Origin of the sequence: Flavobacterium sp. (assembly GCF_044341265.1) — a bacterium.
GTDB lineage: Bacteria > Bacteroidota > Bacteroidia > Flavobacteriales > Flavobacteriaceae > Flavobacterium.
On record NZ_JBIISA010000002.1, the window covers coordinates 90,334 to 104,368 of the forward strand.

Annotated in this window: 12 protein-coding genes; 8 read left to right on the plus strand and 4 right to left on the minus strand. The window is 32.3% G+C overall.

Annotation, left to right across the window (positions count from 1 at the left end; genetic code table 11):
- Entirely contained in the window at nt 1-1,503 is a 1,503-nt protein-coding gene (hutH, locus tag ACIQ06_RS01565; protein ID WP_396143355.1) for a histidine ammonia-lyase, read from the minus strand.
- Between the two features lie 465 nt (nt 1,504-1,968).
- Between hutH and thrA the strand changes: the two genes are divergently transcribed.
- From thrA to ACIQ06_RS01590, 5 genes are all read left to right on the plus strand, one after another.
- A complete protein-coding gene (thrA, locus tag ACIQ06_RS01570) occupies nt 1,969-4,416 on the plus strand; it encodes a bifunctional aspartate kinase/homoserine dehydrogenase I (protein WP_396143357.1) in 2,448 nt (815 codons plus the stop codon).
- Between the two features lie 90 nt (nt 4,417-4,506).
- Entirely contained in the window at nt 4,507-5,433 is a 927-nt protein-coding gene (locus ACIQ06_RS01575) for a homoserine kinase (protein ID WP_396143360.1), read from the plus strand.
- Between the two features lie 80 nt (nt 5,434-5,513).
- Nucleotides 5,514-6,806 carry a threonine synthase gene (thrC, locus tag ACIQ06_RS01580; RefSeq protein WP_396143363.1) on the plus strand — a complete coding sequence of 431 codons (1,293 nt, stop codon included), beginning with the start codon at nt 5,514-5,516 and terminating at the stop codon, nt 6,804-6,806.
- Nucleotides 6,807-6,808: 2 nt separating this feature from the next.
- On the plus strand, nt 6,809-7,663 hold the full coding sequence (locus ACIQ06_RS01585; RefSeq protein WP_396143365.1) for an aldose 1-epimerase family protein: 855 nt from the start codon (nt 6,809-6,811) through the stop codon (nt 7,661-7,663).
- An 89-nt stretch (nt 7,664-7,752) separates the two neighbouring features.
- Complete coding sequence (locus ACIQ06_RS01590; protein ID WP_396143367.1) at nt 7,753-8,607, plus strand: L,D-transpeptidase; 855 nt, start codon at nt 7,753-7,755, stop codon at nt 8,605-8,607.
- 102 nt (nt 8,608-8,709) lie between these two features.
- Here ACIQ06_RS01590 and ACIQ06_RS01595 read toward each other — a convergent pair whose 3' ends face one another.
- Nucleotides 8,710-9,558, minus strand: a complete 849-nt coding sequence (locus tag ACIQ06_RS01595) for an NAD(P)H-hydrate dehydratase (protein WP_396143370.1) — start codon at nt 9,556-9,558, stop codon at nt 8,710-8,712.
- A 104-nt stretch (nt 9,559-9,662) separates the two neighbouring features.
- On the opposite strand from ACIQ06_RS01595, the gene ACIQ06_RS01600 reads away from it, so the two are divergent.
- On the plus strand, nt 9,663-10,115 hold the full coding sequence (locus ACIQ06_RS01600; RefSeq protein ID WP_396143373.1) for an OmpA family protein: 453 nt from the start codon (nt 9,663-9,665) through the stop codon (nt 10,113-10,115).
- Between the two features lie 40 nt (nt 10,116-10,155).
- Here the strand turns inward: ACIQ06_RS01600 and ACIQ06_RS01605 are convergent, their stop codons facing one another.
- Nucleotides 10,156-11,148 (minus strand): coiled-coil domain-containing protein, encoded by a 993-nt coding sequence (locus ACIQ06_RS01605; RefSeq protein ID WP_396143376.1) that lies wholly within the window; start codon nt 11,146-11,148, stop codon nt 10,156-10,158.
- A gap of 129 nt (nt 11,149-11,277) precedes the next feature.
- On the minus strand, nt 11,278-12,162 hold the full coding sequence (locus ACIQ06_RS01610; RefSeq protein ID WP_396143378.1) for a hypothetical protein: 885 nt from the start codon (nt 12,160-12,162) through the stop codon (nt 11,278-11,280).
- Nucleotides 12,163-12,261: 99 nt separating this feature from the next.
- Here ACIQ06_RS01610 and ACIQ06_RS01615 point away from each other — a divergent pair, with 99 nt between their 5' ends.
- A complete protein-coding gene (locus ACIQ06_RS01615) occupies nt 12,262-13,305 on the plus strand; it encodes a formimidoylglutamase (RefSeq protein ID WP_396143381.1) in 1,044 nt (347 codons plus the stop codon).
- A gap of 33 nt (nt 13,306-13,338) precedes the next feature.
- The gene (locus ACIQ06_RS01620) at nt 13,339-14,022 is read left to right on the plus strand and encodes a porin family protein (protein WP_396143384.1); all 684 of its coding nucleotides are present in this window, start codon (nt 13,339-13,341) and stop codon (nt 14,020-14,022) included.
- Nucleotides 14,023-14,035: the final 13 nt, after the last annotated feature.

Consider the following 14,035-nt stretch of genomic DNA (forward strand, 5'->3'; position numbering starts at 1 on the left):
TTAATCCTCGAAATCAATCAAAAAAGTATTCAAAAACACAACTGATTTTTCAATATCATAATGTAGAATTCTATCTTCTTTTACAAATGGAACTTCTTCACGATACGATTTTAAAAACATTTCAATAAATGCACTTGATTGTAAAGGTCTTCTAAATTCAATAGCTTGCGAAGCATTCATCAATTCAATGGCCAAAATGCGCTCTAAATTTTCCATTATTTTTAAGCATTTAGTTGCAGCATTTGCTCCCATCGAAACGTGATCTTCTTGACCATTACTGGAAACAATACTATCAATACTTGCCGGAGTTGCCAATTGTTTGTTCTGACTAGCGATACTTGCAGCAGTGTATTGTGGAATCATAAAACCTGAATTCAAACCAGGATTGTCAACTAAAAAAGCAGGCAAACCACGCAAACCAGATATCAACTGATACGTTCTTCTTTCTGAAATACTTCCTAGTTCTGATAAAGCAATCGCTAAGAAATCTAAAGCCAAAGCTAAAGGTTGTCCATGAAAATTTCCACCAGAAATAATCACATCTTCACCTACAAAAATATTAGGATTATCCGTAACCGAATTGATTTCAGTCTTAAAAACTTTCTTTACATAATCAATTGTATCTTTTGAAGCACCATGCACTTGAGGAATACAACGGAATGAATAAGGATCTTGAACGTGTTGTTTTTCTTGAGCAATAATTTGACTGTCTTCCAACAATTCTGTCATACGTTTAGCAGTCACAATCTGTCCTTTATGTGGACGAACATAATGTATCAATTCATTAAAAGGCTCGATTCTTCCATCAAATCCTTCCAATGAAATTGCCGAAATCACATCAGCCAAATACGAAAACTTCATCGCTTTTAGCAAAATATAACTTCCATACGAACTCATAAATTGTGTTCCATTTAGTAAAGCCAAACCTTCTTTAGATTGCAAAACGATTGGTTTCCAACCCATTTTATCCAAAACCTTTTTTGCTGGTTGACGAAATCCTTCATAATTCACTTCTCCTTCACCTAACAATGGCAATGACAAATGAGCCAACGGAGCCAAATCACCACTTGCACCAAGCGAACCTTGAGTATAAATTACAGGCAAAATATCATTGTTATAAAAATCAACTAAACGCTCAACCGTTTGTAATTGAACACCAGAATTTCCATAACTCAAACTCTGAATTTTAAGCAACAACATGATTTTTACAATCTCTTGTGGCACTTCATCTCCAGTTCCACAAGCATGTGACTTCACTAAGTTTTCTTGAAGTTGCGATAAGTTTTCATCAGATATAATCACATTACATAACGAGCCAAAACCAGTATTGATTCCGTAAATCGGTTTGTCGTGCGAAGCCATTTTTTTATCCAAATACTCACGGCATTTTTGAATATTGATTTTAGCTTCTTCCGATAAGGCAATTGGTTTGTGTTGCGATATAATGTCTTGCAAAGTCTCTAATTGCAACACTTCCGAACTGATGTAATGCGAATGCTCCATTTTTGAATGTAATTTGAGCTCAAAATTCAGCAAACAATTGTTAAAATACAACTATTTTAACTTCTATTTTATTATCAAATCAATAATTTTTAGCTTTTATAACGATTCAAATAATTTATTTCAAATGCGATAACGATGTAAAATTGTGATATTCATAAAAATACAAACAACATTTTTTTGATTAACAAAAAATACTACTTTTGAAATGTATGATGAACAACAAAAATAATATCACTTCATTTTTCACAACCACTTCTTTGGTTGCGACTTTTGTTGGCACAACATCTACAACAACTACAACCCCATTTGGGGTATAATTTTCACATATAATAATGATTCATGTACTTTCGTTTGAAAGAAGGAAAATCATGGATAAATCACAAAAAACAAATATCAAATCCCAAATAACAAATTCTAAAACTAAATAATTGGAATTTGGAATTTAAAATATTGGAATTTAAAACTATGATAACACTAAAATTCGGCGGTACTTCTGTAGCCAACGCACAAAACATAAAACTCGTAATCGAAATTGTCAATCAAAAAGCTAAGGAAAATAAACTTGCTGTAGTTGTTTCTGCATTGAGTGGCGTGACTGACATGCTTATCAATGCTTCCAAAAAAGCTGCAATAAAAGACGAATCGTATAAAAATGCAATAGACGAAATAAAACAAAAACACTTTGATGCTATTGCTGATTTGGTTGATAATTCAAATCAAAATCAATTGCTAATCAAGATAAATAGTCAAATTAATCAACTGCAAACCTTGCTTGATGGCTGTTTTCTTTTGGGCGAATTATCTCCAAGAACTGCTGATGCTATTGCAAGTTTTGGTGAACTTTTGTCATCTCAAATTATTGCTACTGCTTTGCAGCAAACGATTCCGAATAGTAATTTTAAAGACAGTCGTGAGTTAATCAAAACCAATTCTAACTTCGGAAAAGCATCGGTTGATTTTGAATTAACAAATAAATTAATTGCCAATTATTTTGGTTCCAATAAATCGCAAGTCGTTCTTTTACCTGGTTTTATTGCTTCTGATGAACTTGAAAACACAACAACTTTAGGTCGTGGCGGTTCCGATTACACAGCTGCTATAATTGCCAATGGAACAAAATCAAACGCTTTGGAAATTTGGACCGATGTGAATGGAATGTTTACAGCAAATCCTAAAATCGTAAAACAAGCGCAACCTATTGAGTCGATTTCTTATCAAGAAGCTATGGAATTATCGCATTTTGGTGCGAAAGTGTTGTATCCGCCAACAATTCAACCAGTTTTGAATTCGCAGATTCCAATTTGGATTAAAAATACTTTTGAACCTCAAGCTTTTGGAACTTATATTTCAAATGAAAATCAAGCTTCCAATAACCCAATAAAAGGAATTTCACACATTGATAAAATTGCATTGTTAACTTTGGAAGGTTCGGGAATGATTGGTGTAGCTGGATCATCCAAACGCTTATTTTCTGTGCTTTCGCAAAATAACATCAACGTAATTTTTATCACACAAGCATCTTCAGAACATTCTATTTGTATTGGAATTCAAAATCAAGATGCCGATTTGGCAAAAAAAGCAATTGAAACTGAATTCCAAATAGAAATTAGTCAAAACAAAATTGATCCTTGTATCGTTGAAAAAGACTTGTGCATTGTAGCTTTAGTTGGTGAAAACATGAAGAATCATCAAGGTTTGAGTGGTAAAATGTTCAGCACTTTAGGGAAAAACAACGTTAATATTCGTGCGATTGCTCAAGGTGCTTCCGAAAGAAATATTTCAGTAGTAATCAACGAAAAAGATGTCAAAAAAGCTTTGAATACATTACACGAACGTTTCTTTGAAGACAATACCAAACAGCTGAATTTATTCGTCATGGGCGTTGGAAATGTAGGTGAAAAATTCATCGACCAAATCAACCAACAAAAGAAATTCTTAAAAGAAAACCTTAAAATCAATGTTCGAGTAATTGCACTTTCTAATTCTCGTAAAATGATTTTCGACGAAGATGGAATGAATTTAAAAGATTGGAAATCACTTATAGAAAACGGAGAAAATGCAAACGTTTCCGAATTTATTGCTAAGGCAAAAAGTCTGAATTTACGCAACAGTATTTTCGTTGATATTACTGCCAATCATGACATTGCTTCAATTTATGACCAATTTTTAAAACAAAATATTGCGGTCGTTACTTGCAACAAAATTGCATGTTCTTCACAATTTGAGAATTACAAATATCTAAAATCTTTATCTAGAAAATACAACGCTCCTTTCCTGTTTGAAACCAATGTTGGTGCAGGTTTACCAATCATCGATACACTAAAACATCTAATTGCTTCAGGTGATAAAGTCAATCGAATCAATGCAGTCTTATCAGGAAGTTTGAATTTTATTTTTAATAATTTTAGTGATTCCTATAACTTCAATGATGTAGTAAAAGAAGCTGGCGTACAAGGATTTACTGAACCTGATCCGAAAATTGATTTAAGTGGTGTTGATGTGGCTAGAAAAATTCTAATTCTAATTCGCGAAAGTGGTTACGAAATGGAAATGGAAAATATAGAGAACAATTGTTTCTTACCAACAGAATGTATGGAAACTACTAATAATGATGATTTCTTCAAATCGCTAACCAAACATTCAAGTCATTTTGAAAACCTTTTAGCCGAAGCTAAATCGAAAGATTCTCGATTAAAATTCGTAGCTTCGTTTGATAACGGAAAAGCAAGCGTTGGTTTACAATTTATTCCGAAAGAAAGTCCGTTTTACAATTTGGAAGGAAAAGACAACATCGTCGAATTTTACACCGATAGATACATCGACCAACCTTTAATTATAAAAGGCGCTGGTGCTGGTGCAGCCGTTACCGCATCTGGAATTTTTGCCGATGTGATTCGAATTGGAAATGTATAAAACAGTTTAAAAGTTACAAGTTACTAGTTGCGAGTTTTATGCCAAACAAAACCCGAAACCCGAAACTTTCAAACTCGAAACCAAAATAATATGAACGAAATAAAAATATTCTGTCCGGCAACTATTGCCAATCTTAATTGTGGATTCGACGTTTTAGGTCTTTGCCTAGAAGGAATTGGTGACGAAATGATTATCAGAAAATCAGCTGAAAAAGGTATAAGAATTACCAAAATAACTGGTGCCGATTTACCGATGGAATCTGAAAAAAATGTTGCTGGTGTTGCAGCTTTGGCTATTACCCAAGATTTGAATTTAGATTTTGGTTTTGAAATAGAAATCCATAAAAAAATCAAAGCTGGAAGTGGCATTGGAAGTTCTTCTGCAAGTGCTGCTGGAGCGGTTTTTGGAATTAACGAATTACTTGGCAAACCTTTTTCAAAATACGAATTAGTAGATTTTGCTATGAAAGGAGAAGCCATTGCAAGTGGTTGCGAACATGCCGATAACGTGGCTCCTTGCCTACTCGGTGGTTTTACTTTAGTTAGAGGTTACAATCCGTTGGATGTGATTCGAATTGAAAGTCTGAGCGAACTTTACGCTGTTGTTTTGCATCCACATATTGAAGTAAAAACAGCTGATGCGCGTGCCGTTTTACAACCCATGATTCCACTAAAAGACGCGATTACACAAACAGGAAATCTCGGTGGATTAATTGCTGGTTTATTCACTTCTGATTATGATTTAATTGGTCGTTCGCTAAAAGATGTAATCATCGAACCTTTACGCAAACATTTAATTCCAAATTTTGATGAAGTGAAAAATGCTGCTTTGCTAAATGACGCTTTAGGATCAGGAATTTCTGGTGCTGGACCTTCTATTTTCGCACTTTGCAAAGGTCAAGAAAAAGCCGAAAAAGTAGCCTTTGCCATGAGTGAAAGCTATCAAAATACAGGAATTGTATTTGACATGCACATTTCAAGAATTAATCCGAATGGTGTTGATATAATTACTAATTAAAAATTACGAATTACGAATTAAAAAAAAAACCGTGGAAATCCGAGTTTGCGAAGCATCCGTTTCATCCGCGTTCCAATAATATGAAGTATTACAGTTTAAACAATAAAACAATCAAAGTTTCTTTTCAAGAAGCCGTTATTCAAGGACTTGCACCTGACAGAGGATTGTATTTTCCTGAAACAATTAGTCAATTACCACAATCTTTTTTTGATGAAATTGAAAGCTTATCAAACGAAGAAATCGCATTCAAAGCCATACAACAATTTGTAGGCGAAGAAATTCCTGAAGCTGAGTTAAAACAAATCATTGACGAAACTTTGTCCTTTGATTTTCCTTTGGTTCAAGTAGAAGAAAATATCTATTCGTTAGAGTTATTTCACGGACCAACAATGGCTTTTAAAGACGTTGGCGCTCGATTTATGTCAAGATGTTTGGCTTATTTTAATAGAGATAAAGATCAAAAAAATACAGTTTTAGTAGCAACTTCTGGAGATACTGGTGGTGCCGTTGCAAGCGGATTTCTTGGTGTAAAAGGCGTTGAAGTGGTGATTCTTTATCCTTCAAGAAAAGTTAGCGATATTCAAGAACGACAATTGACTACTTTAGGTCAAAACATTACGGCTTTAGAAGTCGATGGCGTTTTTGACGATTGCCAAGACATGGTCAAAAAAGCGTTTTTAGATGCCGATTTGAATCACAAAAATTTAACGTCTGCCAACTCTATAAATATTGCTCGTTGGTTACCACAAATGTTCTATTTTTTCTTTGCTTATAAGCAATTGAAGAAACACAACAAACCTTTAATAGTGTCTTGCCCAAGTGGGAATTTCGGAAATATTTGCGCTGGAATTATGGCTAAAAAATTAGGTTTGCCTCTAACCCATTTTGTTGCTTCAACGAATGCCAATGATACGATTCCAAGATTTTTAGAAAATGGAATTTATGATGCGAAACCTTCTATTGCTACAATTTCAAACGCTATGGATGTTGGAAATCCTAGTAACTTCGTTCGAATTCAAGAAATGTATAACAATGATTTATCTGAATTTGAAAAGGATTTTTCTTCTTATACTTACACCGATGAAGAAACCAAATTTGCTATGAAAAATATTTATACTAATTCAGGATACATTGCCGAACCTCATGGTGCTGTTGGGTATTTAGGCTTGAAAAAAGAAATGAAAAAACAACCAAACTCAATTGGTTTCTTCCTTGAAACAGCGCATCCTATCAAGTTTTTGGATGTTGTTGAACCTGTTTTGAATGTGAAATTAGAAATTCCAAAACAGATTGAAAGTGTTTTAGGAAAAGAAAAAGTTAGTATTAAAATTAAATCGTTTGATGATTTAAAAGATTTTTTAAACCATAAATAGTTATGAATATTCAATTAGAAAATAAGAATTTTTCAATTTCAATAAACACTAAAGGTGCTGAGTTAAATTCGTTTAAAAATCAAATAGTTAACAAAGAATATATTTGGGAAGGAAATCCTGAATTTTGGGGTAAACATTCTCCTATTCTATTTCCAATTGTTGGAGCTTTAAAAAATGATTCTTATTATTATAATGACAAAAAGTATAATTTATCAAGGCATGGTTTTGCAAGAGATTTTGAATTTGAAGTCATAGAAAAAACAGATGTAAGCGTAACTTTTTCTTTAAAAGAAAATGATGAAACATTACAGAAATATCCATTTCAATTTGAGTTGCAAATTAAATATGTGTTAACTGAAAATAAGTTAGTCATCATTTATCATATTAAAAACAACTCTAAGGCAGAAATGCCTTTTAATATTGGAGCACATCCAGCATTTGCTCTACCAAAAAACTTTACTAACTATAGTTTAGAATTTGAAAAACAAGAAGAATTAATAACTCATGAATTGGAAAACAATTTATTCTCTGGAGGTACTCGTACTATTGCACTTGATAAAACCAATTTGCCCTTAAATTATTCTCTTTTTGAAAAAGATGCTTTAGTTTTTAAAACATTGGAATCAAAATCAGTTAAAATTTTGGATAATGGAAATCCGTTTTTGAAGGTGAATTATGAAGATTTTAGCAGTTTAGGAATTTGGACTGTCAAAAACGCATCATTTATTTGCATCGAACCTTGGATTGGTTTTGCAGATGAAGTTTCTAGTAATGGAAACTTATTCGATAAAAAAAACATACAAATTTTGGAAGAAAATTCAAGTTTTGAAGCCTCGTTTTCTATTGAAATTTTATAATTTTTAGAATGGTATTTAAACAACTTATTTAGGTAATTGTGTAAAAGTTTATTCAAATTAAATGAAGAATTTTGCAAAAACCTGAACTTATGAAATCTAATATTCTTCTTTTAACAATAATTTCAATTGTAACTTTAATTTCTTGCAAACAAAACAGAACTTCGGTACATCAAACAAAAGAGATTGTTAGAAAACAACCCAAAGTAGTTTCTTATATAATGGAAAACACTAAAATGTGGTTGAAACAAAATGCAACTGACAGCTCAAAAATAGAAATTGTAACTGCAATTAATCGAACGGACATAGCCAATTTATCTAAACTTGATTCCCTTGTGATTCCAAGTGATTTTGATGGTGATGTGGTTTATTATTTACCATTTCCATTGCAAGTTGATTATTTGAAAGACGTTGCTAAAGTTTTACTTTTTTCTTATCCAACACAAACATTTGGTGCCTATGAAAACGGAGTCCTAACCTATTCTGGACCAACCAATATGGGTAGAAAAAAAGACAAAACACCTTTAGGATTGTTCTACACCAATTGGAAAGCTGAAAAAACAACAAGTACTTTTGACGACGAATGGGAATTAAAATGGAATTTCAATATCGAAAATAAACTGGGTGTTGGCTTCTATGAATATAGTTTACCTGGATTACCTGTTTCACATTCTTGTTTGAGATTGTTACAAAAAGATGCTAAGTTCCTTTATGAATGGGCAGATCAATGGATTTTGGATGATAAAGAAGAGCTTAAAGTTAAAGGAACTCCAGTTATTGTGTTTGGAAACTATACATATGATGAACCAAAACCTTGGCTACAACTAATTAAAAATCCTAAGGCATTAGATTTAACCCAAGCACAAATTGAAAATGAAATAGCACCATTTTTAAAATCAATTTTGGAACAACAGAAAATTAGAGAGGATTATACTAAAAGCAAATAGCCCACAAATAAACAGATAATACAGATTAGCACAGATAAAATCCGTAAAATCTGTAAAATCTGTGTTATCTGTGGCGAAAATTTACTCTTAAATTAAATAGTATTATACAGAACCTTCATTAAGATTTAAAAAAGCCTTCCCCAAATATCCAATAATATCACTAGCAATAAACGCTTGATAACTCACTTCTGGTGCAGCAATGTCGGCAGTTAATCCGTGAAGGAAAACACCTAAAATTGCTGCATTTGTTGGTTCATAATTTTGAGCGAGTAAACTTGTAATAATTCCCGATAAAACATCACCGCTTCCAGCTGTTGCTAGAGCTTGATTTTCGGTAGTGTTTTGGTAAATTTCTGAATGGTAAATTACTAATGTTGGTGCGCCTTTTACAACAACAACCAAATCATATTCCAAAGAAAACTGGATGACTTTTTCCAACTTTTCTTCCTCAGATTGCCATGTTCCAATTAATCTTTCGAGTTCTTTTTTGTGTGGCGTGATAATGGTTTTTGATGGTAAAAGCGACAACCATTTTTTGTTTTTTGACAAAATATTCAATCCATCGGCATCCACAACTAAATTGGTTTTGTTGTGAAGTAAAAAATCCTGAAATGCCTTTTCGGTAAGCACATCCTGTCCTATTCCCATGCCTATTCCAATGGCATCTGGTTCAATAGTGTAATTGATATTTGAAAGTACCTTTTCATTTTCATCGGTCAAAACCATGGCTTCTGGAAAGGCAATTTGAACAATTTCATAACCACATTTTGGAACAAAAGCAGTAACCAAACCACAACCCGATTTCAAAGCGGCTTTACACGACAAACACACCGAACCCATTTTGCCATAACTGCCACCAATCAAAAGCGCGTGACCTTGAATTCCTTTGTGAGTGTCTTTTGCAATTGGTTTGTAAATGTCTAAAATAAAAGCTTTGCTTACTTTAATCATGCTATCTATTCTTTACATAAAGTTACTCAAAAAATTGACTTATTCCTAATGGAAACCATCATTTATTTTATTAAATTAGCCTTAATAAAAACTTTACAATTACTATGCTCAAAAACTTTTCAGCAATTCTATTACTATGCTCCATTGCTTTGACTAATGCTTTGTCACAAACGACTTCTAATACGGAATTAGCAACTCCAATCTATACACTCTATTATCCAACCAATCAATGGGAAGTTAGTGCTACAAATGCTTCTTTTTTGGATACTAATGTTATTAATAAATTTGAAACAGAAAAATCTTCAAAATTCATTATTTATTTAGAAGGACACACCGATGATGTAGGAACTGATATAAACAATCTTGAACTTTCTAAAAAAAGAGTTCAAGCTGTAGCCGATTATCTTATTAGTAAAGGAATTACAACCGACCAAATACAAATAAGTTATTTTGGTGAAACGAAACCCGAGAAAAGAAAAATCGCTATTTCTAAAAAGCTAGAAGACATTCGTTACGCCAATAGAAGAGTTGTAATTAGAATTGAAAAAGTTCTTTAGCAATAAATGATCATGATGATGCATCAAAAAAATACATACTCTATTTCAAAGTAAAATTAGAACGGCCAACTAACTCATCTCTATCAAAAATATTGACAAAATACACACCTTTTTCGAAGTCTTTTTTGGCAAACTCTATGGTGCAATCCATTTGTTGGTTGTTGTAATTTAGGGTTTTACTTAAGCTGTATGTCAATGATTCGTTGTCAAAATACTCAGTGATGCGTTTGCCTAAAACATTGTTTTTTCCGTCAATAATCTGGATGTAGTAATTCTTTTCGCCACTTTTGGCCGTTGGATTATCATTGAGTGTAAAAGTAATTTTAATCAAATCTGTTTTACCAGAAACGTTTGTTTCTATTTGTTTCGCACCAGATTTGATTGAGTACGCACCAGCTTTTACATTAGATAAAGTAACTTTAGAAAATTTCTCAAATCGAACTTGTGGTGAAGTTTTTTTAACTTCTACTACTTCTTGCTTAGGCAATTCTTTTTTCGCGAAAAAATCATCCGATTTAGGTTTTGTAGGTTCTGTTTTGGTCACAGCTACTGCCTCTTTCTTTGCAGGAATTGCTACTGGTGTAACTGTATTTTCAATTCTTGGTTGGTTAACTTTTTTGGCAACTTGAGCTTTTTCTTGCTTGATAGTAATATTTGTCTTCTTGTTTTTCAAAACTACAATCTCATCTACCAAAAGTCTCATTTTAGATTCCAAAGATTGGTATTGCGTTTTGTATTTTACTAAAGCTTGAGCATCATTTTTAGTTTTTTCTAACTCAGCAACTAATGCTTGAACTTTTTCACGTTCTGCTTCTAGAGCATTATAATTATTGGTTTTTTCAGCAATCTTAGAATCATACATTTGTTTTAATTCTTCAATTTCTTGCATTACCTTTTTGTCATAGCTAATTCCAGTTGAAGTTGAACCATTTTCGTTGGTATTGCCAAGAATATAGCCAATGGTTCCTGCCAACATCAGCAACAACACACCAATAATTCCGATTAAAATAGTAATACTTCTTTTATTGCTCATTACAATTCTATTATACTACAAAATAACATCAAAAAGTACTATTTCAGTCGTTGATAAACTAACAAGTTATAAACAAAAAAGGCGTTTACCGAAGTAAACACCTTTTCCTATTTTGAATTAATAATTGTTTTATCGCAATGTAAAACTAGATTTTGAAACCAATTCTGCTTTGTCAAATACATTTACAAAATACGTTCCTTTTTGAAAATCTTTTCCTGGCAAATCTTTAACCACATCAACCGTTTTATTTTCATATTTCACTGTAGAGGTAAAACTATAAGTCAATGATTTGTCTCCAAAACTTGTATTAATTTTGTCACCAAGAACATTGTTTTTGCTATCAATTACTTGAACGTAATAAGTTTTATCTCCAGATTTTGCAACACTATTTTCAGCAATAGTAAAACTCACTTTCAAGATATCTACTCTACTCGCTTTGTCTGTTTCTATTTGTTTTCCAGAACCTTTCAATTTATAAGAACCAGTTTTCAAATTTAATACAGACAATTTAGAAGCTTTTTCAACTGTTTTAGAAAGTTCTTCATTTTGACCTACAAGTACTTGATTGTAATTTTTAGAATCTGCCAAAACTACTTTTGTACTATCTAAATTTGTATTAAGTGTTTGATTTTCTTTTTTCAACACAGCAACTTCTTGCATCAAACTGTTCATTTTAGTTTGCAATGCAGCTACTTGTTGTTTGTATTTTGCCATAGCATTTACATCACCTTTAGATTTCTCTAATTGCGCCATCAATCCTACAACTTTTTCTCTTTCAGCAATTAACTCATCAGACATTGATGTGTTTTCTGCAATTGCGGCATCATAAGTAGCTTTTAGTTCTTCTAAATCTTTAAGAACATTGTCTTTTTCTGTTTTTACAGACGAAACTTCTGTTTCAAGAGTTTTGGTGTCTGTTGTCAATTTGAAGATGTAAAACAAACTTCCCAACAACAATAGTGAAAGCACTAGTATTATGGCTTTTAACGACGAGTTACCTTTTTGATTTTCCATTTTTATAGAATTAATTTGAACAAATTTAGTAATATTACTTTAAGCATAAACGTATGTTAACATAAATATATTATTTTTGGAGAAAGATTTATTTTTCTAATGGAAAAACTTATTCGCTTTACAGCATTCGATTTGTCAAAGATTACTAATCATCGTAGCGGTGAAGTGAAATTTGGAGAAAAAATGGTAACCATTCCAAAAGAGCAAGATGTGGCTAAATTTCTTAAAGAATGTGAGCAACAATTTGTTTTATTCGGAATTCCAGAAGATATTGGAGTAAGAGCCAATTATGGCCGACCTGGAGCAAGTACCGCTTGGGAAAGTGCCATTAAAAGTATTGCTAATATTCAGCACAATCGTTTTTGCAAAGGCTCACAAATTGTAGTTTTGGGTGCATTAGACGTAGCCGAAGAAATGGAATTAGTTCAAAATCTAGATTTTAACGTAACTGCCGACAGAAAAAAGTTAAGCGAATTAGTTGTAAAAATTGACAAAGAAGTAGCACATATAATCTCTCTAATTGTTACTGCTGGAAAAATACCTTTGGTGATTGGTGGTGGTCACAACAATGCCTACGGAAACATAAAAGGAACAGCTTTAGCCAAAGGAAAGCCAATAAATGCAGTAAACTTTGATGCGCATTCCGATTTTAGAATTTTGGAAGGTCGCCACAGCGGAAACGGATTTTCATATGCTTTTGAAGAAGGTTTTCTTAAGAAATATTTCATTTTTGGTTTACACCATTGCTATACTTCTAAAAGTGTTTTAGATAAACTCAAAACCTTAAAAGATAGAGTTTTGTACAACACTTATGATAGTATGAAAATTAAAATGACCAAGAATTTTAATAGCGAAATGCAATTTGCTCTAGACTTTATAAAAAATGATTCCTATGGTGTAGAAATCGACTTAGATTCAATTCCAAACATACCTTGTAGTGCTATGACATTAAGTGGTTTTTCTGTAGAAGAAGTGCGCCAATTCATTTACTTTTTTGGCAAACACCAAAATGCCGCTTACTTGCACATTTGCGAAGGCGCACCAAGTTTAGACCACGATAAAAACAGCCACTTAGTTGGAAAATTAATTGGTTACCTTGTAACAGACTTCATCAAAGCGAAGACATTAGTGGAGTTGAGTTAAAATTAATTTTTGTAAACTATCGAAATTGTTCCAATGAAAAAAAGCCTCTTAATTTTTACACTACTAACTTCCTTTTTTGCTTTTTCACAAAGTTCCAAAATCAAGTTTGGTTTTCAAGCCGGTCTCAACTATTCTAATTACAGAGGATATACTGTTCCTACAGCTTATAGTCAATTCTATAACGAAAGTCCTGCGTTTGCTTATTTAGGAGGAATAAATTTCGAATACCAAATGAAGGAAAAATTAAGCCTAAAAATAGAACTTAATTACGAACGCAAAAGCCAAAAAGCGGCAAACAATATTTATATTAGACAGAATTTTGACGATCCAATGCAAGAATATAATTTCACTTCAAAAAGACATTATGATTATTTAATTGTTCCAATATTACTAAAATACAATTTTAAAAATAAGGATAGTTTCTATGTTAATGGTGGACCATTTATTGGGTTCTTATTACAATCCAAATTCACAAACGACCTAAATGTAACTGGTTTCGGCTCATCTGATGTTGTCACTACAAAAAACAACAAAAAAACCGATTTAGGTTTATCTTTTGGAGTTGGTAAAAACTTTGATTTAAAAAACAATAAAAAATTCTACATAGAAATCAGAGAAAATTTAGGATTAAATAATACAAGTAAAATAGATGTTTGGAATGGAGGAACAGTAAAAACCAATGCAATAAACTTACTTTTCGGATTGTCGTTTAATTAACAAAAAGTCTTTC

Coding starts and splice junctions, on each gene's coding strand:
- ACIQ06_RS01585 (WP_396143365.1), top strand. CDS start 6,809: ATGAATATTCAATTAGAAAATAAGAATTTTTCAATTTCAATAAACACT.
- ACIQ06_RS01595 (WP_396143370.1), bottom strand. CDS start 9,558: ATGATTAAAGTAAGCAAAGCTTTTATTTTAGACATTTACAAACCAATT.
- ACIQ06_RS01590 (WP_396143367.1), top strand. CDS start 7,753: ATGAAATCTAATATTCTTCTTTTAACAATAATTTCAATTGTAACTTTA.
- thrA (WP_396143357.1), top strand. CDS start 1,969: ATGATAACACTAAAATTCGGCGGTACTTCTGTAGCCAACGCACAAAAC.
- ACIQ06_RS01600 (WP_396143373.1), top strand. CDS start 9,663: ATGCTCAAAAACTTTTCAGCAATTCTATTACTATGCTCCATTGCTTTG.
- ACIQ06_RS01620 (WP_396143384.1), top strand. CDS start 13,339: ATGAAAAAAAGCCTCTTAATTTTTACACTACTAACTTCCTTTTTTGCT.
- ACIQ06_RS01575 (WP_396143360.1), top strand. CDS start 4,507: ATGAACGAAATAAAAATATTCTGTCCGGCAACTATTGCCAATCTTAAT.
- thrC (WP_396143363.1), top strand. CDS start 5,514: ATGAAGTATTACAGTTTAAACAATAAAACAATCAAAGTTTCTTTTCAA.
- hutH (WP_396143355.1), bottom strand. CDS start 1,503: ATGGAGCATTCGCATTACATCAGTTCGGAAGTGTTGCAATTAGAGACT.
- ACIQ06_RS01615 (WP_396143381.1), top strand. CDS start 12,262: ATGGAAAAACTTATTCGCTTTACAGCATTCGATTTGTCAAAGATTACT.
- ACIQ06_RS01610 (WP_396143378.1), bottom strand. CDS start 12,162: ATGGAAAATCAAAAAGGTAACTCGTCGTTAAAAGCCATAATACTAGTG.
- ACIQ06_RS01605 (WP_396143376.1), bottom strand. CDS start 11,148: ATGAGCAATAAAAGAAGTATTACTATTTTAATCGGAATTATTGGTGTG.